The following is a 22,916-nucleotide window of genomic DNA, read 5'->3' on the forward strand; positions in this document are numbered from 1 at the left end:
AACAATTTATAAGGGGAAGAGGTTCTGCGACGATAGAACAATTATAAATGGAAAAGGAAATTAAAAAAGGGGAATGCGAGAACTGCTATTTATCGGACAGTTATTGCATCAGATATCGTGACTGTTCCGCTGTATTCACTGTTTTGTGCCTGTAACATTACTGAGTATAGTCCTGCAGATTTATACTTGTGAACCGGGTTCTGATCTTCAGAAGATGAACCATCGCCAAAATCCCAGAACCATGAAACCGGATTACCAGAACTCATATCAGTGAAATTAACTAACAGTGGTGCTGTCCCATGTAACGGCGAATACTGAAATTTCGGAGTTATTCTATCTGGAACAGGAGTTGCAGTTGGTTCAGGAACTACACCATTATTTACCGTGATATACTTATTCCAGGCCCCTACCCCTCCATTCTTCTCATTAGATGCACGAAGACTTACAGAATAAACTCCTGATGAATTATATCTGTGAGTTGGATCCTGGTCTGAACTGGTCTTTCCATCACCAAACTGCCAGAAAAATGATATGGGATCACCCAGACACTGACTGTTAAATTTCACATCGAGCGGGACTGATCCCCACCGGGGTGATGCGTTAAAAAACACCAGGACTTGTCCGGGTATCGGAGTTCCTTCTGAATAAATTGAGTGATCTTCGGTCAGGTTTGTGAAGGTCCAATTTGTAACAGGGCCTTTTATGGTTGAATCCACCGTCACATTGGATAACATGGAACCGGGTTTAGCCTGCATTTTGAAGGACTGATTTGAGTTTTCAGGATACAGATTGTTCCCAGATGGTATTATCTTCCCATACTGATTTGAGGATGAATTAATCGCATACTCACCAGGAATCCGGGAGAATAATGCAGACATTACGTGATTTTCGGTGACATTTGTAAAGGTGTAGGAGGTGACTGCACCCAAACTCACATTGTCAACGATCACATCAGAGACCAAACTCCCGATATCAGGGCTTATTGTAAATTTCTGATCATCACCGGAATGAACCACAACAACGCCTGATGGATGTATTGTACCACCGGTTCCAGCGGTTGCGTTTATTGTATAATTTCCGGCATAAATTCCAAACGATGCGTGTATCCAATGGTTATGAGAGATATTCGAAAATACATAATTGGAAACGGCCCCTGCACTTACACCGTCAACCAGCACATCGGAGATATAATATCCTGAATCTGAACTGATATTAAATGCCAGACTTGCTCCGGATGAGACGGTCATTGAACCGGAAGGGGTGATCATCCCACCCGTATCGGCTGATGCATTCACGATATAGGTTACAGGTTCCGGAGTCGGGGACACGGTGATCTGACGTGTTGCAAATCCATCATTGCCACAGGTATTTTTGGTGACGAGAGAGACCAGATAGGATCCTGAACTGGTAAATGTATGAATGACGGTCTGATTGGTTTCATTTGGTGAACTATCACCAAAATTCCAGGTTCTGGAACTGATAATCCCTCCACTGGAGATATCATCAAAGAGAACTGTCATCGGAACCGTTCCACTGCTGATATTTGAGATAAATGAGGTAATCATTTCAGGACAAGGAGCCGAGGCCACAGTAAATCCGTTAAGCAACCGACCTATCTGCCCATCGGGATTCTTTACTTCAACAGTCCAGTTGCCTGCTCCAGCACCCTCTATCGGAAGTGAGCAGGTGATACGAACCGGACTTATGACAGAAATATCAGTACCGGAAATATTCGCAAATCCGTCACGGGTGAGATTAACTGTTGCACCGGATACAAAATTAGTCCCGACAAGGGCTGTAATATTTACAGAACTGATATTCACACCAGTTGAAGGAGTGATATTTGTTACAGTTGGAGCACTGGCAGGTACTGATAGAACGGTAATTCCGTGGTTGACAGTTGAGTTATTGTTACAACTATTCCACGAAGTCAGGTTGATCTGGTACGTGCCAACACTGCTGAAGGTGTGAACTACATCAGAGGTACTTTCATTGTTACTACCATCTCCGAACTGCCAGGCCCAACGATTGATCATACCACCTGTTGATGAATTGGTAAACCGAACGGTCAAAGGAGCGTAACCACTGCTAACATTAGAACTGAAGTTCGCAACAACAGCAGGACAAGGCTCGCTACTCACAACGATTTCATGAAGAACACTTGAAGAACTACCACAACTGTTCCTAGAAGTCAGATTAACATTGTACGTACCAGGATTCGTAAAGGTGTGGACCGCTTCAGGACTATCGGACAACGTATTGTTGTCACCAAAATCCCAGAACCAATCATCGATAAAACCACCGGTTGAACTATTCGTAAATTTAACCGTCAGAGGAGCGATACCGCTGCTTACGTTGGAACTGAAGTTCGCAACAACAGCAGGGCAAGGCTCGTTACTCACAACGATTTCATGAAGAGCACTTGAGAAATTATCACAACTGTTCCATGCAGTCAGATTAACATTGTACATACCAGGATTCGTAAAGGTATGAACCGCTTCAGGACTATCGGATAATGTATTGTTATCACCAAAATCCCAGAGCCAATCATCGATAACGCCACCGGTTGACGAATTCGTAAAATGAACGGTCAGAGGAGCGATACCGCTGCTTACATTGGAACTGAAGTTCGCAACAACAGCAGGGCAAGGTTCGCTACTTACAACGATTTCATGAAGAGCACTTGAGAAATTATCACAACTGTTCCACGCAGTCAGATTAACATTGTACGTACCGGGATTCGTAAAGGTGTGAACTGCTTCAGGACTATCGGATAATGTATTGTTATCACCAAAATCCCAGAACCAATCATCGATAACGCCACCGGTTGAACTGTTGGTGAATGACACCGTCAGAGGAGCGATACCGCTGCTTACATTGGAACTGAAGTTCGCAACCACAGCAGGGCAAGGTTCGCTACTTACAACGATTTCATGAAGAGCACTTGAGAAATTATCACAACTGTTCCACGCAGTTAAATTAACGGGATACGTGCCAGGACTGGTGAACGTATGAACAACTTCGGGACTATCGGATAATGTATTGTTATCACCAAAATCCCAGAACCAATCATCGATAACGCCACCGGTTGAACTATTGGTGAATGACACCGTCAGAGGAGCGATACCGTTGCTTACGTTGGAACTGAAGTTCGCAACAACAGCAGGGCAAGGTTCGCTACTTACAACGATTTCATGAAGAGCACTTGAGAAATTATCACAACTGTTCCATGCAGTTAAATTAACGGGATACGTGCCAGGACTGGTGAACGTATGAACAACTTCGGGACTTTCGGAGGACGTTGTGTTGTCACCAAAATCCCATAACAAACGGTCAATACTTCCACCGGTCGAACAATTCGTAAATTTTACAGTCAGAGGAGCGTAACCGCTGCTTACATTGGAACTGAAGCTCGTTACCACTGCAGGACATGACGGATCATAGACAGAGAATAGTACTGACTCCGTACTTTCAGTCTGATCAGGAGTCTTCACAGAAACCGAGTAGTTATCAGACACGAGTCGGGTCAGATCAAAGGTGGTTGTGAGATATGAAGTATTGGTAAAAGTAACATCGCTAGAATTTGTCAGATTATATGTGCTATTACTCAGGTTAACCAAAGAGGCCGTCCAACGAAGGCCCTATTATTTAAATAGGTCATAAAATTTCTCGACTCTCCACTCTTTTTTCATTTCGTTAATTGCCGTGGGACCGATTTCGGCACCATTATATACTATTGAAACTGGCCTCTATGCTCGTTGGCTCAAACGAAAAAAGGACATTACATGGGACTGTAAATCCAACAAATAGTGTTTCAATCAGTACATTACTTGGAAAAATGGATCTTACCCAGATTGAAATTGAATTGCACAACCATCTCAATTACAGCCAAACTCGAAAATGGTTATATTCACCAATATTATTATTCAAACTCTTGATTGTCCATTCCTTTCGAAAACAATCCTATCGAAAATTCATCAAATCACTAACACTTGAAGATTGCATTGCTCTTGGAATTCCTGAAATAGAGCCCGGAAAATATCATATTCCCTCTGCAAGTAATTTACATGATTTTGCTTACAATCGTTTGCGATTAGACGGCTTTAAGAAGATCATGTACCTAAACGGAGCCATTGCATGTCAATCTATTCAGAATGGTCACGGAATGGTTGATTCAACCCCTATTGAAGCCTCAAGGTATGATAAATATGCAGAATATAATCCCCATTACGCTTGCAGGATGCACAAATATCACATATTTCATTTAAACAACTTTCCACTTTATGGAATATTTTCTGAAGGTAATGCTCATGATTCCCCATATGCAATCCCATTAGCTGAAATTGTTGGTACGATGAATCCAAGCATGATCAAAGTTCAACTTGATGGTGGCTATGATTCCTTCATGATTTATGCGAGATACTGGAGAATTTTCAGAATTCAACCACTAATCGATCCAAGCAAGAACGCAATTTTGAACATAGAGGGGACAATTGAGAGAATTGATCATTGGGTAAATAAAATGTGGAAGAAAGGGGGAGACATTCGAGATTCTATTGAGGAAAAAATGCTATTTCTCACGAATAATGGAAGGGAGAAACAGGTCGGGATGTATCTTCGCAATCAGAACTTACTTAATCCAAATTTCAGAGTTGAATACAAATCAAGGGCAGATTGTGAAAGAACTCATTCACACATGAAACGAATGTTTAATTTCAGTGTAAAATGGATTCAGAAAAGATCTGAAGAATTTTACATGACATTGAATCTCATTTCATATCAGTTTGTATTACTTGCAAATTTAGTAAAAAACCAAGGAAAGGGTCAGGGTCTATCAAAATATTACTGAAAAAATAAAATGCAGATGTCCCATTAAGTAGCGAATGCTATCGAGTTTTTAGTTCTTCTTCGTCTATCAACTGTAATTTTGAGTAGTTTGGATGTTGATTCCCATCCTTTGCAGTGCGTGTATCTATCATTCTATTGTAAAAATTGGTAGTTCGACAAAAAGCGAATTATTTGATTGACAATCTGTCCAATCTACATCTTTTCATTGGACAGCCTCCCAAAGAACCCTCTGAAAAACCTGAACCAGTTATACTGATCTCAATATTTGTACTCTCCCGACTCCCGGAAGAGGGGGAAACACTCAGCACAGAAGGAATTGTCTTGTTGGTAAAAAGACCATAAAGCCAGGTCCCTTCCCATAATTCATCAGAATCATCAAAGGAGACAGAGTGCTGATCTGTATGCAGGGTAGATGAAACAGGATACCAAACCGTCCCATTTGTTGCCAGAATCCTGATATTATTCTCAGGATACCCGAATGGAATATCTGAAGGACTATAATTCAGAGATAGTAAATCAAAAATCCCCGAACTCCCATGAGTAATATTGACATAATTATTCAGACTTACAAAAGACCCGGTTGCATCAGGATGAGTAGCGGATGTGTTGAAAGAGAACGATCCGCTGATATTTGACGCTGAAAGGTTTGCTCCGTTCAGATCACCTATTCGTAGATTATTAAGAGCGATATCATGTGATTGGGAGTCAATAAAAAAATCTACTCCACCGGATTGGTCCTTCAAAATCGAAGAGGAGATGAAAATTTTTGATGAATTGTTCAGGTTCAATCCACCGCCTGAATTGCCTGAAGCCGTCAGACCCTGTATTGTACCAAAGGTGGAGTCCATCAGGAGTAAACCCGGACGATTCTTAGTTGAAATCGAGTTCCCGTAAGATGAGATATCAATGAGAGTAAAATTATCTGCACCGGTAAGAGAGATCCCTCCTCCGTTATTCAAGACTGCAGTAATATTGTCGATTATTAAGTTCTTGGTAGATGGCAGAACTATACCACCATAAACATTCCTGTAGCAGGATACATCACGTATTGTAATATTGGATATCTGAATCCCAGATCCGCTATATACTCCAAGATTGGAGAGATCATGTAGGGATATGTTCGACAAAAAAATTCCTGACACACTGGAGGAGATCCAAAAACCACGAAACTGGTTTTTCACGTCAAAATTCTCCATAATGGTTGAATTATTCACAGTGAATGCCGTGCCAGCCGCTGAAGTGATTATAGGAGTTCCATTATACCCAATAAGGATAGTCTCATTATTGATCGTGAACTGTCCTGTATACGCAGTGGATGATGAACCATTCACAAATATCGGCTCACCTGACGGGAGTGTCTGGTTTAATGAATCAGAAAGACTCCAGGGATTTTCAAAACTACCATCACCGTCTCCAGAAACCGCATCAACAGAAACATATCTCTCTGCAGTTACCGGATTAACCATTAAAAGGAAAGATACGAACAATATCAATAGAATATATCGAGAATAATTGAACCCACCCATGATCCTAAATAGGCAGGTAGATCCATAAACATTTCGATTTAATTCTCAAAAAAATATACAAATTATCTGATGAAATTTACCCAAAAGAATTCACCAAATCACCATAATAATCGGTATTTACGCCGGGTGTGTCACCCTGTATCTCTCCTCAATATCTCCTAATGTATTTGCCTCCCTCACGTCCTTATCCTCCCTAACCTGCACAAACCTTGGGAACCGGAGTGCAAACCCCCCTTCATAATTCGGGCTCTGTTGGATCTCTGAATACCCAATCTCAACCACCAGCCTAGGCTCAAAGAACACCATTTTCCCTTCCGTACGGATGACCTCATCCTTGAGGGTCTCGTACAACCAGCCGAGTTGATCGTCTGAAAGACCGGTAGCAACCCTGCTCACCGGAACCAGATGTTCATCCTGTCGGGCAGCAAGCAGGAATGATCCAAACACATGGGCCCGTTTCCCTTCACCCCACTCAGCACCGGTCACCACCAGATCGAGTGTATCCACTTCCGGCTTGATCTTCACCCAGTCCTTACCTCTCATTCCGGGAGTATACCGGGAGTTCTGGAGCTTCAGCATCACACCTTCATGACCATCGTCAAGTGCGTGGTGATAGTACTGCTCAATCCCGGCCAGACTGTCACTTACGAGTTGGGGTGTCGCATACTGGCGGAGCACGGTTGTGAGGATCTCTCGCCGCTCCGAAAAAGGCTGGTCCAGCAGCATCTCCCCGTCAAGGTAGAGAATATCGAAGACATTAGGAACAAGAGTAATCGCCTCAACCGCATCGGCAACATTGTGTTTACGTCTGAACCGTTTCATAACGGTCTGGAATGGCATCGGTCTTCCATCCTTTATTGCGATGACTTCCCCGTCAAGAATCAGATCATGATCAGTGGCAGAAAGTAGCATCGAGACTACATCAGGCAGTGAATCTGTCACATCCTCAAGTCTTCTCGAGTACATCCGGGCGGTGATTCCCTGTTTATGGAACTGGAACCGTGCCCCGTCGTACTTGTACTCGACTGCAATGGTTCCGGCATCTGCTATGACCTCGGATATGGTACCCTGACGTGCAAGCATCATCCGCACCGGATGGAAAATCTGGAGTTTTACCTGCGAAAGGGCTTTTTCACCCCTTGAGGATAATACTGCAACCTCGCCCATGTCATTGAGCACCTGCTGGGCATGTTCAACCAGGCCTGCATCCACGTTGAATGCCTTGGCTACTGCATCACGGAGATTTCCTTCACCTACCCCGATCCTCATATCATCAAGAAGGATGCCAGTGATGTAATGTCCTTCAAGTGGTGTTGCAACCGAAAACAACCGCTGAATGATCCGCAATCGCTCTTTCTGTGATTTTCCTCCTTCTGCCCTGGCGATTGCCTCTAACGAGGAGTACACGTCTTCAACAGTGAGGCTTTCAGAGAAGAATGAGGTCTGGGATTTACTCGCAAGCATCTCCTCAACTGCTTTGCCGAGATCTCCCACAGAGTTGAGTGTGGCGATTACCTTTTCCCGACTTCTTCCGGTCACATATGCTACGGACTCATAGAGCAGGTTAGGACCGATTCCAAGTTTCAGCGGACTCCAGTCAGGGAATGGTTTGCCCAGGATAAGCCGTACAAAGAGAGGAAGATTCTGGGAGTCCACATCCTGCAATGCACAACTCAGCAGATCGATCGTATCAAGCCTGCCTTTGACAGACTCAATCTTCCTGCAGAGTTCAGCAAAGATCAAAAAGTCCATGAATCATCCTCACAGGCTAAACCGGTATCGCCAGCATTCATCAGTACAGACTTCACGTCCTGAACCCTGCACTTTCCTGACCGGTGCCTTCTCTTTCAGATCAACAGTGGAGGCAGCAAAGAGTTCCACAGACTCGGCATGGAGGGAAAGCCCTTCCTGGGCTGCTGAGAGTGCAAGCCCCGGCTCATTATTCTCTTCAGACAAGTGGGCCAGAATTGCCAGGTGAATAGAGTCACCAAGTTCCCGGAGCACTGAAGCAGCATCCTGATTTGAAAGATGACCGCGGTTTCCGGAAATCCTTCGTTTGAGAAATTCAGGATAAGGCCCTGTCCGGAGCATTTCAGGGCAATGATTTGATTCAAGAATCACTCCGTCTGCACGGGAAATAACCGACATCATGCTCTCGGTCACGATCCCGGTATCGGTACAGTAGCAGAGCCGTGTTGACCCTTCGCTGATCAGATACCCGCACGGTTCGGTCGCATCGTGAGAGACCACAAACGGTTCGACCTGAAAGCCGCCTATCTCATACTGTGATCCGGGTTTGACTGTCTGCACTGGGAACCGGACCGGGCCGGTCCGTTGCCTGAGAAAGGCATCCATCGTGCCCACCGTGCCATATGCCGGCTTTTTAAGTTTGTTCCCGACTGCAGCGAGACCCTTGATATGATCTCCATGTTCATGCGTAACCAGGATCCCCTCTATCTTCTCAGCATCGCCACCTGATTCTCCAAGGCGCCCCTGTTTTGTTTTGGTTCCAAGGAGTTCCCGTCCGGAGCGGCCTGCATCAACCAGAAGAGCGCACCCCTCACCCTCGATATATACACAATTGCCCTTGCTTCCACTCGCAAGGACTGATATCTCCATAATATCATCATTTGTCAAGAGAGGGCATAAAATCAGAGTACCAGATACAGATACAGTCTCTTCAGGTTTTCATTCATTCTCCGGGTACATGAAATTATTTCTGATTTGATCAATATTTCAAGCGTGCAGATATGGAGACTATAGAGAATATTGAGGATATGTTTAACCTACTTTCTCCCGTTATTCTACGGCTGGTGTTTTATTTATGAAGCATAATGCAAGTGTAGTATATGTCATAGCAGTCCTTGGATTGCTCTTAATGGCAACCATGTTCAGTGGATGTACAAGTTCTGACAAGTCATCTGTTCAGTCAAAGACTACCACCGCCCCAACAACCGCTCCGGTCAAGACCGCTGCAGCCACCTCTGCACCTACCGTAGAGCAGACCGTGAAGGCTCCCGCAACCCAGGCAGCATCTACCCCGGCAGAAGCCAAGGAAGCTCCAAAGACTGCAAATGTCTCTACAGAAAAGAACACATCAGTTACTGCATCTACATCTGCAGTTACTGTAACCAGAGAAAAATCAGTCACAAATGATACCACAAAGGTCAACACTACTGTGTCAGTATCAAAGGAGACTGTAAAAGAGGCTGAAGTACCCCAATCGAAGACCCCTTCAGAGTCCAAGAACGCAACCTCATCCAATGCAACCGCAGCAAAGTCTCCGGCAACTGCATCAAACAAGACTGCAACACTCTGAATACTATAACATAGCATTCAAGCCCGGGCAGACCAGCTCAGGATGAATACTTTTTTCAAAAAAAACAATCGTGCGTGATTACGGGATAATCTCGCACCCATTGTACTTCTCATGGGCAAAATCTTCCATTCGTATTACACCGGTATCAAGAAGATTCTGTATCCGGGGAAGGAGGGCCGACAACTCCCGAAACAATTCCTTTACAGTTGTGCAGACCATCTCCCGTCCTTCAGCAGGCCACGGCTCAAGTATTGCAGAATAGAGACATCGCCCTCCACAGAGATCGCGGATATCGCAGGTTTGACATGCACCGGGAACAGGAATGTCAGGAAGATTTCTGATATCTGCATTTTTTATCGTTCCGAGATAATAATCTGCCATACCAATCATGATAGGGCATGGTGAGATCTGCCCGTTTGTGAGAACGGTGTAGTTTGCAAAACCTGATCCACACCTGAGCCGGGAACTGCGGCCAAGAAGCATATCCTCAACCGGATCAATGAACGGGTACCATCGCTCCACTACCCCGGTCTGTTCTATCCGTGACACCCACTCCTCTGCCAGTTGTCTGATACCAGGGAGATACGAGGTTTCTGTCCACTCTCTAAATGAACGTATCTGATAATCATTCCAGAAGTTGGCATCAATCTGCCAGTGAATCGAAGAGAATGAGTATTCTGAATTACGAGAGAGATGGAGAACTGAACTCATGATATCAACCGGTTCATGGACCGTCATCCTGGCGATGATCTCGCCTACAAACCCATTTGCGAGAACATGCTGGATGTTTGTCATCACCCGGTGATACGTACCAGAGCCCCGACCTGCATCAGTTGTCGCTTCATCTCCATCAATCGAGACCAGGATCGTCTCAAACCTGTTGACTATTTCCGAAGGGAGCCTGTGTAGAAGAAGTCCGTTTGTCTGGATCATGAAACGGGTGTCAGGGAGATTCTCCATGATCCTGATGATGAGATCACTGCGAAGGGTTGGTTCTCCACCGATAAAAGTGACGACAACCCCGGGATCCCGGGAGAGAAATGAGTAAAGGTCTGAGAGATCATAGCAGACATCGACCGGGATATCGGCATCGATCGAGATCTCATCACGGTCGAGTACAGGGGTATCAAAGATCTTGCCACGGCAGTAATTACAAGCGAGATTGCATGAGTCTGTCAGAAAGAGGTGAATGTACACACAAATCCCATAGGGTTATACACGATTCTGATATGAATATCACTGCCTGATCTGTATCCGACCCCAATGCCGGATTCACAAATGAAATATGTGGGTATGCTCATACATACCAACACACCTTTTATGACTCATCGAATTCTTCTCCTGGATGACGAGCCTGCCATCTGTGAGATCACCTCAATACTTTTAAAAAAACTTGGTTATGATGCAGTCATCACGAGTAAAGGAGAAGATACCATCGAGGCATACCGTGCAGCTCTGGCTCAGGGGGCACGGTTTGACGTTGTCATACTGGATCTCACTGTACCTGGAGGGTTGGGAGGCAGAGAGGTCATAACCGCCCTTCATAAGATAGATCCTGATGTTCTCGCTCTTGTATCAAGCGGAGATGCTAACGATCCAGCCGTGGTTAAGTTCAGGGACTTTGGATTTACCGGTGTTCTCATGAAACCATATACCAAGGCAGTCCTAGACGCGACCATACGATCAGTCATCTGATATAAGGCATTTATTTTCCAATGAGCCCATATCTGCATTACTAAAAGAGTATAGAAATAGGATAAGAAGGGACCCTGATGCTGTCAGAAGAACAAATTGCTGAATCAGCAAGAAGGATTCTTCGTGTAACACGCCCGTCACGGATTATTCTTTTTGGTTCATATGCCCGTGGCGATGCAACGAATGAATCAGACATCGATCTGCTTGTACTGGTAAAGAATAGTAAAAACAGGGGCCAACAGATGGTAGAATATAGAAATGCCATAGGACGGGTTTCCCCAGGCGTCGGTGTTGACATTCTTGTATATGATGAGGATGAGGCCGCCGAACCGATACCGGGATCAGTCCTATACTGGGCTCTGACTGAAGGGAAAGTGCTGTATGAAGCCACAGCAGGAAGCTGAACGGTTCTTAACCCTTGCATTTGCAGATCGCGATGCAGCTGTAGCATTGGGAAATATCGAGGCGATTCATCCTAATATTATCTGTTTTCATGCACAACAGGCTGTTGAAAAAGCCCTCAAAGCGGTTCTACTAATCCGGCAGATACCAGTTCATAGAACACATGATCTTTCAGAATGTGCATATCAGATACAGGATCTCGGACTTCTGATGCCGGTTCCAGTTGAGGTTATTGCAAAATTAACCCCGTATGCTGTAACAGGGAGATACGAAGCAATCGTTGATGAGATCGTATCCATTGATGAGGCTATCGGGATGATGATACAGGTAACAACCTGGGCATCTTCCATCGTAACCCCTGAAAAATAATCTGATGTTCACCCAAAGAGGGTGACACTTCGTGCCTTTGCCAGAACATGCCCTTCCATGGCTGATTCTATATGTAACCTGTCCGCAGGGTCAGGGCTGATCTGAGTATCGAGGGCATAGAGGGTGAAGATGTACCGGTGGACATTCCCTGACGGAGGACAGGGAGGATAGTACCCTTTTGTTCCAAATGAGTTGATGCCCTGATATCCTGAACCGGCACGCTCTGCAACAGGAACCTGGTTGGGAGGGATCGCCTCATCTCCTGGATTAAGGTTGTACACGATCCAGTGGGTGAACACCTTATCAGGAGCATCGTGGTCATCCATGATAAGCAGCATGGATTTTGCAGCCTGCGGAGCATTCCTCCAGTATACCGACGGCACCTGCCCGGCACCCATACAGGTGAACCGAGTGGGCAGAGTTGATCCATTTACCGCAGAGTTGACTGAAACAACCAGCGATTTATTCGACTGAGTATCAGGTTTAATAGCACTCGTCTCTGTTTCTGAAGCCTGTATACAACCAGAGATAAGGACTCCTGATACCAGAATGAAAAGGATAAGGTATTGAAGTATTTTCATACGATTTTATCATCACCGGAATAATTGAGGCTTTCGTTCATCTGAGTCATATGAAACATTGGTGTTGCGAAATGATATGGATCTGCATCTGACGAGCAGGTATCGAAACTGATGAGGATATATCCCTGCGGGTAGATTTTTCTTACTAACAGGTATTCGATCCGTCATAGACCACGAACTAAAATCCTGACTATAAGGGAGCAAATGTCCACATTCGTCGAACTCATCATCGGAAATATCAGAACCTGTATCGTCCTTTTGCAGATGGTATGCGTGATCATCGTCATCACCTACCTGATCATGCGATCCCGGTTTTTTACCGATTTCCAGAACAGGGCCCTGACCTGGAAGAGTTCGATCCTGATGATCCTTCTCTTCGGACTTGTATCCATATACGGGACTGAAAGCGGAATCTATGTCTTCGGTGCACAGATCAACATCAGAGATCTCGGTCCGATGGCAGCTGGTCTGACATGCGGACCGGTCGTCGGGCTAGGAGCCGGCCTCATAGGCGGGATGTACAGGTACTTTATTGCAGGAGGAATCTCCCAGGTTGCCTGCACCAGTGCTGCCATAATTGCCGGTCTTCTGGGGGGAGCCATTTATCTCTTCAACAAAAAGCAGTTCATAGGTATCAAAGGTGCTGTGGTCATAGCCGGGTGTATGGAGTTGATCCATTTGGGGCTCGTGCTTCTGCTCGGAAGGCCGTTTGACCAGGCAGCAGCACTTGTATCACAGGCGGTAATTCCGATGACAATTGCCAACATGGTCGGAATCGGAGTTTTCTCTTTTATATATATGAATATGATTCAGGAGCGGGCGACTGCAAATGAACGTGACCGGATCAGAGCCGATCTCCAGCGGAAGCAGGCTGAACTCTCTATCGCACGGGACATCCAGCTCAGTTTTCTCCCAGATACAATCCCGTCAATTCGCGGATACCAGATCTCGCCATTGAGTCTGCCGGCACGGGAGGTGGGAGGAGACTTTTATGATGTCATCATTCCGGTATCACAGGACAAGGTAGGCATCCTGATCGCTGATGTTTCAGGAAAAGGAGTACCTGCAGCCTTATTTATGGCACTCTCACGGACAATAACCCGTGCCAATGCCACATGGCACAAGTCAGCAGTCAGTGTGATCGCAGAGACCAACACGATGATCTGTGCAGATGCCAGATCAGGAATGTTTGTCACCCTCTTCTTTGGTGTACTGAACCCGGAGAGACGTATTTTTACCTATGTCAACGCAGGACACAACCACCCGATCGTCTTCAGGGTTGACGGCTCCAGGGAAGAACTAATCACCACCGGTCCAGCGCTCGGGATAATGGAGGATGCCGGGTATACCGAACAGGTCACAACCATCAATCAGGGGGATATCCTTGTCATGTACACCGACGGGGTTACTGAATCAGTAAACCGGAGTAATGAGGAGTTTGGTGTAGAGAGGCTCGAATCGGTTGTGCAGAAACACCGATCTTGTCCTGCAGAAGAGATCCGCGATGAAATCATAGGTGCAGTTACTGAATACTCCGACGGACAGGACCAGTTCGATGACATCACGATCATCGTGATGAAAGGCGAGCCCGGCAGTTCCGGGATCCAATAACAGTGTGTTGATTCATTCCGACAGACCGATACAGGACAACTACAGATCTGTAGGTATGGATGATGCAACATCGTTCCTTAATGCCGACCCATTTTCACGGGAACTTGGAATCAGACTGATTAACGCTTCACCTGGAGAGGCGACCCTCCATCTTGACATAACAGGCAGGCATCTCAACAGCCACGGAACAGTTCATGGAGGAGTCATCTTCTCACTCGCTGATGTCGCTTTTGCAGTTGCAAGCAACACAAGCGGGATCCCGGCTGTTGCCATCAATACCAGCATCACCTATATGAAAGCAGCCACATCAGGAACCCTTGTTGCAGAAGCAAAAGAGTTCTCATCAAACCCGAAGCTCGGATCCTATATCGTAGAGGTCTATGATCAGGAACGGGAGAAGATCGCGGTATTTCAGGGGCTTGCGTACCGGAGATCTCCAAGAAGATAATCCGGGCACCGTTTAAAAAAAGAGCCGCCAGATGGCGGATTAATATCCTCTGAGTTCAGCCTCAACCTTTCGCAGGTTCTCAATCCGCTTCTCAAGTGCGGGATGTGTGGAGAAGAGGCTTGCAAGGGTCTTTCCGGAGATGGCCGGGATGATGTAGAAGGCGTTTGCGCCCTCTGCTGCAACCTTGGCCTCAGCGGGAACATACTCCATGCGACCGCTGATCTTTGTCAGTGCAGAGATGAGTGCTTCCGGATTATTGGTGATATAAGCACTGCCGCGATCTGCTGCAAACTCACGGTACCGTGAGAGAGCCATCATCAGGATTGTTGCAACCACCCAGACTACAGCAGCCACAATACCAGCTATGATCCAGGCACCTGCTCCTCCCTCTCGGCGATCAAAGATCGAGGCGAAGAGGAAGTTCTGCATGATCATCGAGGCGATCATGGCAATAAACGATGCAAAAGTCATCGTGAGCATATCGCGGTTCTTGATGTGAGAGAGTTCGTGAGCGATGACCGCTTCGAGTTCCTGCTGATTCAGGGTCCTCATGATCGAGTCGGTCACTGCTACGACGGCATGGGTTGGGTTTCTGCCAGTTGCAAATGCATTCGGTATTGGTGACTGCATCACGGCAACCTTTGGTTTTGGAAGGCCAGCCTCGGTGCAGAGTTTCTCAATCATTCTGTGAAGGCCTGGCTCTTCATCCTCTTCGACAATACGTGCACCGGTGGACATCAGCACAAGTTTGTCTGAGAAGAAGTACTGGGCAAGACCCATACCCACAGAGAGTAGGATGATAAACATGATATTCAGGTGAAGGACCATGAGAATACCGATGAATACCAGGTAAACCAGGAGGAGCAGAGACCAGGTGATAAAAACCCGGTAGGTCAACCCCCAGTCACGTTTCCATATCATGGTACTAGGTATGCGAGCAGGCCATCATAAACATTATCTGCAATTCCATTGATTTTCACGAAAATTTTACATTATCCTCCAGATCAAGCAGTTTCCAAAAGAGAAACCTTATGTATGGAATGAGAGAGCAGAACGACAAATTCCACTCCCGGTTATGTTATGCTGATGATCCCGCATCAGGACTGATAAACCAGCACAGTCAACCAGATATTAATGAAGACAATCGGGTTTATCGGGTACGGTCAGATGAACAGGATGCTTGTAGAAGGATTTCTACAGGCATATGCCCTTGACCCAAAGCAGGTCATCATCAGTACCAGAACCAGGGATAACGTAACATCCCTGATCGAGAGATATCCTGACATAATATTGGCTGAAGATAACCGCGAAGTTGCGAAGGTTGCAGACCTCCTCATCATCGGGGTAAAACCGCTCGAGGTTGCCGGGGTCCTCAAAGAGATCAGCGGCATACGAGGAGAGGAGAACCATATCATCTCCATCGCTGCATGTGTCAGCACAGATCTGATCTCACATTTTCATCCGGGAAAGATCACACGGATACTTCCTTCGGTCTGCTCGACTGTTGGTGAGGGGATCTCACTCTGTTATCACCACCCGTCGGTTGATCCGGAGAGTGCAACATTTGTGGAAGAACTCTTCTCTTCAATCAGTACGGTGAAAAAAGTGGATGAAGGTCTCTTTGAACCGGCTGGTGACCTCATGAGCTGTGCCCCCGCCCTTCTTTCCCGGATGTTTCTCGAGTTTGCATCTGCAGGCTCACGCCATAGTTCACTCACAATCGATGAGTGTCTTGAGATGGTGGTTTCAACTGTTTTTGGTACCGCCCTGATGCTTCAGGATGGAGTGAGCCCTGAAGACCTGATAACACGGGTCGCCACACCAGGCGGGATAACAGAAGAAGGAGTGAAGATTCTTGAGAAGGATCTGCCAGCAGTGTTTGACCGGCTCTTTGAGACCACCCTTTCCAAGTATGACCTGGTAAAAAAGAGGGTTGCTGATACTTCCAGACAGAATATATAAGCGACCACACCGGACAGGAACGGGGAAACACCCTTACGGCATATTAGTATGATATGCAGTATGCATCAGGTTCCCAGGGCAGGATCTTCTACATCAGGTTTGATCATGGGGAAGATCTGCTCTCCGGGCTGCACACATTCATCAGAGAACACCGGATTGGGTCAGGAATGATCCATCTCATCGGGGCACTCTCACAAGGAAACATCGTGACCGGGCCGAAAGAGACAACTCTTCCCCCTGACCCGGTATGGCAGTCGCTGGACGAAGCTCATGAACTGATTGGTATCGCGATGATCAGGCAGGGACCTGACGGGCCTTCGTTACACCTTCATACCTCGGCAGGACGGGGAAGTTCAGCCCTGACCGGGTGCCTCAGAACAGGAACTCAGGTCTACATCGTCATCGAAGCGGTCATCACCGAGTTTTCAGGTTTTACAATCACAACCGGACACGATGAAAAGACCGGGCTTGATCTCCCAATACCCAGCCAGAACCTGCCAGAATAGATCAAAAAATAATAACGCGATAAGGTTACGATAATTAACTGCGGGAGACACCAATCCTGCTTTTGCGTGACTCTATCCTGAACCCCAACTCCTGAAGATATTTTTTTGCATTGCCCGATGTATGGAGAAGGACCTCTACCAGATCTTCCTGTTCGTCAACATCGCAGTACAGTCTGAACGAGTCGATCACCGAACAGGTGAGCCCTGCATCGGTGGCAAACCTGACATGCTTGAGGTAACTGGTTCCGTAATATTGTGCCCTGAACTTGTCTGCATACCTGATGTACACCGCATTGGTCCCTCCACCCCTTCCAGGGACTATTGCCATGTCAGAGCCTGAAGTCATCAGGGAGAGGATAGAAGAGCGATCTGCGAGTGCCAGATCGGCCATGATGATCGCAAGCGGGCCGGTGTTCGCGATGCAGAAGATATCAAGCGCCTCGTTAAGACCCTGATCCAGTATCTCTATCCGTGCCTCTCCACCATCGGGGAGGATGAACGGGGCTGTCGAGAGGATCAATGGATCGCACCCTGCACTCCTGATCGCATCGATGACATCACGGAGCATCGCCAGGGCAAAGACCTCACGCTCTTCATCGCTGAGCACGCATGATAGGCGTGTCTTCGGATTCTTCGGTTTAAACGGGATGACTACCGGAACTCGCATGGTATCACAGGCCAAAAGAGGCCGCTGGTACTTGGTTAGCCGGAGTACAGGTTAAAGGAACCTGAGATTATGACCGACCAAAGACCGATTGATTACCCAGTACTGCTATAGGTTTTACATAACTTCCCAGGTATTCCAGGAGAGATCAGTCCGTCTATGAGCAACCGGTCGAAAACCATTCACGGAGAGGAGAGGGTGATCACCTTCTCCCGCAATGTATTCCTTCCTCTGACCTTTGTCTGCCAGAACCACTGCGGGTACTGCACATTCAGGCAGCCTCCGGGTGACGGATGTCTGACAGGGCCGCAGGAGGTAGAGGAGATCCTTGTAAAGGGTGAGAAGTTCGGATGCACAGAGGCGCTCTTCACCTTTGGCGAGCGCCCGGAACAGGTTCAGGGGTTTACCCCATACCTGAAAGCCTTTGGACATGACACGATACTCGATTACTGCGAGGCTATGTCAAGGCGGGCCATTGCACACGGAATGCTCCCTCACACCAATGCAGGCATTCTCACCAGTGAAGAGATGGAGCACCTGAAACCCCTGAACGCAAGTATGGGACTGATGCTCGAGACCACGGCTGACATCCCTGCACACCGGGGATCTCCGGGTAAGGCTCCCGAGGTACGGATCGCGATGATAGAGGAAGCCGGAAGACTCAAGATTCCGTTCACCACCGGCCTCCTGATCGGGATAGGAGAGGAACGAAAAGACAGGATGGAGTCACTTCAGGTTATCAGCGACCTGCATCGCAGGTACGATCACATCCAGGAGATCATTATCCAGAACTTCTGCCCGAAACCCGGAACAGAAATGGCAGCATACCCGGGGGCAACCACTGATATTATGCAGGATACCGTAAGCCTTGCTGACGAGATCCTTCCAGACGATATCTCTATACAGATCCCTCCGAATCTTGCCGATTCACACTCGCTGCTCAGGTTCGGTGTAGCCGATCTCGGCGGTGTCTCCCCGGTAACCCCTGATTATGTGAACCCTGAGCATCCATGGCCTGGTATCGAGGAACTCATTGGTCTGACCGATGGATACCACCTGCGTGAGCGCCTCTGTATCTACCCGAAGTACATCAGAAAAGGGTGGTATCCACCCGGGCTGACGGATCTTATCTTGAGTCTGGAGAACAGAATCAATGAGAGAGGTATGCTATGAGCATGGAGACCCCCCTGTATGAGGGGAAGGCTAAATCAGTGTACCGGACTGAAAATCCGGATGAACTGAAGGTAGTCTTCCGCAATGACATGACCGCTTTCAACGGTGTCAAGCACGACCGGTTTGAGAATAAAGGGCGGTTCAATGCGACTGCATCAGAGTTCTTCATGCGCCTTCTGGAGGAGAACGGCGTTCAGACCCATTTCATCAGCAGGCCTGACACTGACACCATGATCGTGAAGAAGCTCCAGATGATCCCACTCGAGGTGATCGTCAGGAATGTCGCTGCTGGTTCGATGGTGAAGAAGTACCCGATTAACGAGGGGACGACACTAAATCCACCGGTTATCGCTATCGATTACAAGGATGATGAACGCGGAGACCCGATGATCAATGACGAGATCATCTACGCGCTTGGAATTCTGAATCCTGATGAACTTGCTACTGTGAAAAAGGCAGCGCTCCGGATTAATGAAATCCTCTCCAGATTCTTTGATGAATCCGGAATCAGGCTGGTTGATTTCAAACTTGAGTTCGGAAAAGCAAAAGGTGCCATCCTTCTCGGTGACGAGATCAGCATGGACTCGATGAGGCTTTGGGACATGAAGACCGGTGAGTCATTTGACAAGGACGTATACAGGTTTGAGAAGGGTGACGTGATGACCGCGTACCGTCGTGTCCTTGAGAGGATCATTCCGGGTTTTGGCGGATAAATACTGCCTCCCAAAAGAGAATTATGAAAACATAACGGGTGGCTCTGTAAGGAGAATAAAAGAGCCATCATAATTTTACGGCACATCACATTGAAGTCAGTTCAGACTGAATAGAAGAGATATCATGAGTGAAGAGCAGGAAGAGGTCGTGAGATTATGGGCAGAGGAGTATGCAAAGGAACATGGATGGATCCTTAACCCTGATGAGAAGCAGCGGGTAACGGTTATACGAGGTCTTGCCCGCAATACCGAGAGGTTCGGGTTCCGTTACTGCCCGTGCCGGATCAGGTCAGGCGACATTGAAACTGACAAAAAGATCATCTGCCCATGCGTGTATCATCAGGATGAACTTGATCAGGCTGGTCACTGCACATGTAACTTTTTCTTCGATAAAGAGGCTTAAACACCTCATCCCACCTGCTCATTACATCGATCTCAAGGCGGTGTACAGGATAAATCACCGGTTCATTTCGATATCTTGATACGATGTATGCTCCTGATTATGTACCAGAGGAACCAGACATGGCATCATACTCTGCAATACTCACGGATGGATCCGAGTACGTACGAGAAGGACTGGTCGAGAAGTGGCAGCGGTGGGTTACTCTCATCGTGCTGATGATCATCCAGGCCATCACCATCTGTATTATTCCGTTGTTCAATGGATACCTGGTCAGGGTATACGGAGCAACCGGCAGCGAAGCACCCGAAGTCGATGATTACAAGCGTCTCTTCATTGATGGATGGAAACTGAACATCGTCACAATTCTCTATCTGATCCCGGCAATCATTGTCGGTGTGGTACTCGGTCTCCTGAGTATTGCCCCGATTGTGGCCGCAGTACTTGGCAGGGGCCGTATCGATGAGATCCTTGGGTTTATTGTCGGCAGTATAGGACTCCTTGTTACTGGGCTTATCTTCGCGATCATCACGCTGATCATGTACATGGCATATGTTCACTTCTCAAGAAGCGGCAATATCATGGATGCATTCAGTATCGGCGAGATCACCAGAAAGGTTGGAGATGGGATCGGATGGGGCCCCTATGTATTCATGTGGGTGATCATCTGGATCATCTCGATGGTCCTGTGTATCATCATCATGGGGCTCAATGTCATTCCTCCGCTCGGTGTTATCTTTGGATTTGTGCTCAGCCCGCTCTGGGCTGTCTTTATTGCAAAGGTTACCCGCAACGTATACGATAACAGACCCTGAATGACCTCCGGGTCACAGTTCTTTTTCTTAACCGACGAGTCAGTCAGGTTTGATAACCAGAACCGGAACCTGGCTCTGGTGAACAACACCTGTGCTTACGCTTCCGAGGATCAATCGTCCGGCCATTCCCTTTCCACTTGATCCCACAACGATCAGATCGCTGCCATGTGACTGGGAGAACTCAATCAGACCTTCAACTGCATCACCCACGCGGGTGTGTACTGAAACCTCATGACCCTCTTCTGCTGAAACTGCCTTGATCGTGTCAAAGAGTTCATTCTCCTCCATCTGGAGCATACTGATACGTTGCGCACTACCATTCTGCTGATGAACAATCACATCCTGTTCTGCACACTGGGCATAAATCCTGGGAGGAATGACAAAGAGGAGATCAACAGTTGCACTCAGCAATTTCGCGAGTCTGACTGCGTCGCGTAGTGCCTTCATGCTCTCGGGAGAACCGTCAACTCCGATGAGGATTCGCTTGTACATAGAATTTCTATCTGCAGCTTGGCATTAAAAGATGATGACCGGCCATGTGAACCTGCGAAAAAAATAGGTATCTGCAGAGACATCGTATAGCCATGATCCGTACACCGGTAATCATACCGCTCATTATCATTCTGTTATCTAGCAGTCTTTTCATAGGATCAGCCGCTGCTGATCAGGTTAATCTCTCAGGCATAGACCTGCTTGGCAACGTCAGTTCATCGCTTTCAGATACGCTCGAAGCAGTAGACAGTAATATCTCGGAGACTGCAGGGGTCTTCAGTGGTGAATCGTTGAAGACCGCATCGGCAGAAAAGATCGTCTCAAAGAATCGGATGAATATTCCCGGTTGGGCAGGTGTTGTTTTAGTGGCAGGCAATACCACCCTTTCAGCGCTCAATGAATCCTATTTCAACCCAGAACAGATATCTGCCATCACAAGCGATCCATCAGTACTGAATGTGATAACGGTCCTCAAACCTCGCACAGGAAATGCCACTCCCCGTAAAGATGGCGATCACATGATCCTGGTCATAAGACCTGCTGTTGTTGATGACCAGAATGGAGCAGCAATCGCAGTTTTGCTCACCAGCCCATTCTGCGATGCGGTCATCGGTCCCCTGGTCAACGGAACTGATGCAATAGCGATGGTGATGCAGCCCGACGGGAAGATCCTCTACGTGTCTGATTCATCAGAAGAGGATAAAATTCCACCTGATAATTACCTGACCGAGTATCCGACATTCAGGGATGTAAAGAATGCCATGATGAAGGAGAAGGAAGGGAGTATCTCATACGAGCTCTGGCGTCCTGACCCCACAGAACCCAAGGGGAGAGAGGCATACTGGAACACAATTAATCTGAATGGTGCAGAGTGGCGTGTCCTGATAGCACAGGCTATCAGGTAACAGGATCGGAAGATTTCGTTAATACATTCTCTATCCTCTCCTTTCTTTTTTCCAGATAGTATCATTTCCTGGTGAGTGATATGTATAGTAGTCAGGGGGTGCTATGAACAGGAATGAGGTTATCTCTTCTCTGAAAATGAAAAAGAAGAGCACTATCAGAAAATATTAGACAAAAGATCTGGTTATGCTAACCGGAGCAGGGCATCCTTCCCGTTCATACCTATTGTAATACCAAGAGCGGTTCCTGCCTGATTCACTGAAACGATCTCACCGGAGACGAGCTCATCGATGGTACTGACAGATGATGTGCCGACCGGCCGTACCTTGGCAGCAGGAAGATGAAACTTATCCAGTGCTAATACATCAACCGCTCCACAACCAACCAGTCCTTTCTCCCCCATTGCAAATACGAGATTCACCGGGCCGATGGGGATGACATGTCCCATAAAGGTCTTTCCTCCCAGAGAGAACGATTCAGATGCCATAC

25 protein-coding genes are annotated in these 22,916 nt (G+C 47.1%); 15 read left to right on the plus strand and 10 right to left on the minus strand.

The genetic code is table 11. From position 1 onward, the window contains the following. Positions 1-89: 89 nt before the first annotated feature. On the minus strand, positions 90-3,620 hold the full coding sequence (locus ACHZA2_RS02515) for a PKD domain-containing protein (protein ID WP_319578406.1): 3,531 nt from the start codon (positions 3,618-3,620) through the stop codon (positions 90-92). A gap of 131 nt (positions 3,621-3,751) precedes the next feature. Between ACHZA2_RS02515 and ACHZA2_RS02520 the strand changes: the two genes are divergently transcribed. Beyond that, positions 3,752-4,849, plus strand: coding sequence for a transposase (locus ACHZA2_RS02520; protein ID WP_319578110.1), 1,098 nt, complete (start codon positions 3,752-3,754; stop codon positions 4,847-4,849). Positions 4,850-5,015: 166 nt separating this feature from the next. On the opposite strand, the gene ACHZA2_RS02525 is transcribed toward ACHZA2_RS02520, so the two are convergent. Next, positions 5,016-6,044, minus strand: coding sequence for a right-handed parallel beta-helix repeat-containing protein (locus ACHZA2_RS02525; RefSeq protein ID WP_319580931.1), 1,029 nt, complete (start codon positions 6,042-6,044; stop codon positions 5,016-5,018). Between ACHZA2_RS02525 and ACHZA2_RS02530 the strand changes: the two genes are divergently transcribed. Next, complete coding sequence (locus tag ACHZA2_RS02530; RefSeq protein ID WP_319540362.1) at positions 5,965-6,360, plus strand: hypothetical protein; 396 nt, start codon at positions 5,965-5,967, stop codon at positions 6,358-6,360. The two genes, ACHZA2_RS02525 and ACHZA2_RS02530, sit on opposite strands and share 80 nt — an antisense overlap. A 131-nt stretch (positions 6,361-6,491) precedes the next feature. On the opposite strand, the gene ACHZA2_RS02535 is transcribed toward ACHZA2_RS02530, so the two are convergent. Further along, on the minus strand, positions 6,492-8,126 hold the full coding sequence (locus tag ACHZA2_RS02535; RefSeq protein ID WP_319578407.1) for an ATP-dependent DNA ligase: 1,635 nt from the start codon (positions 8,124-8,126) through the stop codon (positions 6,492-6,494). Positions 8,127-8,135: 9 nt separating this feature from the next. Then, positions 8,136-9,011: an MBL fold metallo-hydrolase gene (locus tag ACHZA2_RS02540; RefSeq protein WP_394698465.1), complete on the minus strand. Its 876-nt coding sequence runs from the start codon at positions 9,009-9,011 to the stop codon at positions 8,136-8,138. A gap of 187 nt (positions 9,012-9,198) precedes the next feature. On the opposite strand from ACHZA2_RS02540, the gene ACHZA2_RS02545 reads away from it, so the two are divergent. Continuing rightward, on the plus strand, positions 9,199-9,693 hold the full coding sequence (locus tag ACHZA2_RS02545) for a hypothetical protein (RefSeq protein ID WP_319578409.1): 495 nt from the start codon (positions 9,199-9,201) through the stop codon (positions 9,691-9,693). 78 nt (positions 9,694-9,771) lie between these two features. On the opposite strand, the gene ACHZA2_RS02550 is transcribed toward ACHZA2_RS02545, so the two are convergent. Beyond that, positions 9,772-10,890, minus strand: a complete 1,119-nt coding sequence (locus ACHZA2_RS02550) for a TIGR04084 family radical SAM/SPASM domain-containing protein (protein WP_319578410.1) — start codon at positions 10,888-10,890, stop codon at positions 9,772-9,774. 123 nt (positions 10,891-11,013) lie between these two features. On the opposite strand from ACHZA2_RS02550, the gene ACHZA2_RS02555 reads away from it, so the two are divergent. The 3 genes from ACHZA2_RS02555 to ACHZA2_RS02565 all read left to right on the plus strand — a co-directional run bounded on the left by ACHZA2_RS02555 (position 11,014) and on the right by ACHZA2_RS02565 (position 12,159). Then, a complete protein-coding gene (locus ACHZA2_RS02555) occupies positions 11,014-11,388 on the plus strand; it encodes a response regulator (RefSeq protein ID WP_319540357.1) in 375 nt (124 codons plus the stop codon). A gap of 77 nt (positions 11,389-11,465) precedes the next feature. Next, entirely contained in the window at positions 11,466-11,792 is a 327-nt protein-coding gene (locus ACHZA2_RS02560) for a nucleotidyltransferase domain-containing protein (protein WP_319578411.1), read from the plus strand. After that, entirely contained in the window at positions 11,770-12,159 is a 390-nt protein-coding gene (locus ACHZA2_RS02565) for a HEPN domain-containing protein (protein ID WP_319578412.1), read from the plus strand. Before ACHZA2_RS02560 ends, ACHZA2_RS02565 begins: the two co-directional genes overlap by 23 nt. Positions 12,160-12,167: 8 nt before the next feature. Here ACHZA2_RS02565 and ACHZA2_RS02570 read toward each other — a convergent pair whose 3' ends face one another. Then, the gene (locus ACHZA2_RS02570; protein WP_319578413.1) at positions 12,168-12,740 is read right to left on the minus strand and encodes a YbhB/YbcL family Raf kinase inhibitor-like protein; all 573 of its coding nucleotides are present in this window, start codon (positions 12,738-12,740) and stop codon (positions 12,168-12,170) included. Positions 12,741-12,944: 204 nt separating this feature from the next. Between ACHZA2_RS02570 and ACHZA2_RS02575 the strand changes: the two genes are divergently transcribed. Further along, positions 12,945-14,351: a SpoIIE family protein phosphatase gene (locus ACHZA2_RS02575; protein WP_319540352.1), complete on the plus strand. Its 1,407-nt coding sequence runs from the start codon at positions 12,945-12,947 to the stop codon at positions 14,349-14,351. Between the two features lie 55 nt (positions 14,352-14,406). Continuing rightward, positions 14,407-14,799, plus strand: coding sequence for a hotdog fold thioesterase (locus ACHZA2_RS02580; protein WP_319540351.1), 393 nt, complete (start codon positions 14,407-14,409; stop codon positions 14,797-14,799). Between the two features lie 39 nt (positions 14,800-14,838). Here the strand turns inward: ACHZA2_RS02580 and htpX are convergent, their stop codons facing one another. Beyond that, the gene (gene htpX / locus ACHZA2_RS02585) at positions 14,839-15,720 is read right to left on the minus strand and encodes a zinc metalloprotease HtpX (RefSeq protein WP_319578414.1); all 882 of its coding nucleotides are present in this window, start codon (positions 15,718-15,720) and stop codon (positions 14,839-14,841) included. 213 nt (positions 15,721-15,933) lie between these two features. Between htpX and ACHZA2_RS02590 the strand changes: the two genes are divergently transcribed. Next, complete coding sequence (locus ACHZA2_RS02590) at positions 15,934-16,761, plus strand: pyrroline-5-carboxylate reductase dimerization domain-containing protein (protein ID WP_319578415.1); 828 nt, start codon at positions 15,934-15,936, stop codon at positions 16,759-16,761. A 53-nt stretch (positions 16,762-16,814) separates the two neighbouring features. Continuing rightward, complete coding sequence (locus tag ACHZA2_RS02595) at positions 16,815-17,267, plus strand: PCC domain-containing protein (RefSeq protein ID WP_319578416.1); 453 nt, start codon at positions 16,815-16,817, stop codon at positions 17,265-17,267. Between the two features lie 34 nt (positions 17,268-17,301). On the opposite strand, the gene cofC is transcribed toward ACHZA2_RS02595, so the two are convergent. Continuing rightward, positions 17,302-17,934 (minus strand): 2-phospho-L-lactate guanylyltransferase, encoded by a 633-nt coding sequence (gene cofC / locus ACHZA2_RS02600; RefSeq protein ID WP_319578417.1) that lies wholly within the window; start codon positions 17,932-17,934, stop codon positions 17,302-17,304. 156 nt (positions 17,935-18,090) lie between these two features. On the opposite strand from cofC, the gene cofG reads away from it, so the two are divergent. From cofG to ACHZA2_RS02620, 4 genes are all read left to right on the plus strand, one after another. Then, positions 18,091-19,104 (plus strand): 7,8-didemethyl-8-hydroxy-5-deazariboflavin synthase CofG, encoded by a 1,014-nt coding sequence (cofG, locus tag ACHZA2_RS02605; protein WP_319578418.1) that lies wholly within the window; start codon positions 18,091-18,093, stop codon positions 19,102-19,104. Continuing rightward, positions 19,101-19,817, plus strand: a complete 717-nt coding sequence (gene purC, locus ACHZA2_RS02610) for a phosphoribosylaminoimidazolesuccinocarboxamide synthase (RefSeq protein ID WP_319578419.1) — start codon at positions 19,101-19,103, stop codon at positions 19,815-19,817. Before cofG ends, purC begins: the two co-directional genes overlap by 4 nt. 124 nt (positions 19,818-19,941) lie before the next feature. Next, positions 19,942-20,220 (plus strand): ferredoxin-thioredoxin reductase catalytic domain-containing protein, encoded by a 279-nt coding sequence (locus ACHZA2_RS02615; RefSeq protein ID WP_319578420.1) that lies wholly within the window; start codon positions 19,942-19,944, stop codon positions 20,218-20,220. A 119-nt stretch (positions 20,221-20,339) separates the two neighbouring features. Then, entirely contained in the window at positions 20,340-21,032 is a 693-nt protein-coding gene (locus ACHZA2_RS02620; RefSeq protein WP_319578421.1) for a DUF4013 domain-containing protein, read from the plus strand. A 39-nt stretch (positions 21,033-21,071) separates the two neighbouring features. On the opposite strand, the gene ACHZA2_RS02625 is transcribed toward ACHZA2_RS02620, so the two are convergent. After that, positions 21,072-21,524: a universal stress protein gene (locus tag ACHZA2_RS02625; RefSeq protein ID WP_319578422.1), complete on the minus strand. Its 453-nt coding sequence runs from the start codon at positions 21,522-21,524 to the stop codon at positions 21,072-21,074. A 92-nt stretch (positions 21,525-21,616) separates the two neighbouring features. On the opposite strand from ACHZA2_RS02625, the gene ACHZA2_RS02630 reads away from it, so the two are divergent. Further along, positions 21,617-22,429: a hypothetical protein gene (locus ACHZA2_RS02630; protein WP_319578423.1), complete on the plus strand. Its 813-nt coding sequence runs from the start codon at positions 21,617-21,619 to the stop codon at positions 22,427-22,429. Between the two features lie 182 nt (positions 22,430-22,611). Here the strand turns inward: ACHZA2_RS02630 and ACHZA2_RS02635 are convergent, their stop codons facing one another. Then, entirely contained in the window at positions 22,612-22,914 is a 303-nt protein-coding gene (locus tag ACHZA2_RS02635; RefSeq protein ID WP_319578424.1) for a YunC family protein, read from the minus strand. Between the last annotated feature and the right edge of the window lie 2 nt (positions 22,915-22,916).

Origin of the sequence: uncultured Methanospirillum sp., from assembly GCF_963668415.2 — an archaeon.
Taxonomy (GTDB): domain Archaea; phylum Halobacteriota; class Methanomicrobia; order Methanomicrobiales; family Methanospirillaceae; genus Methanospirillum.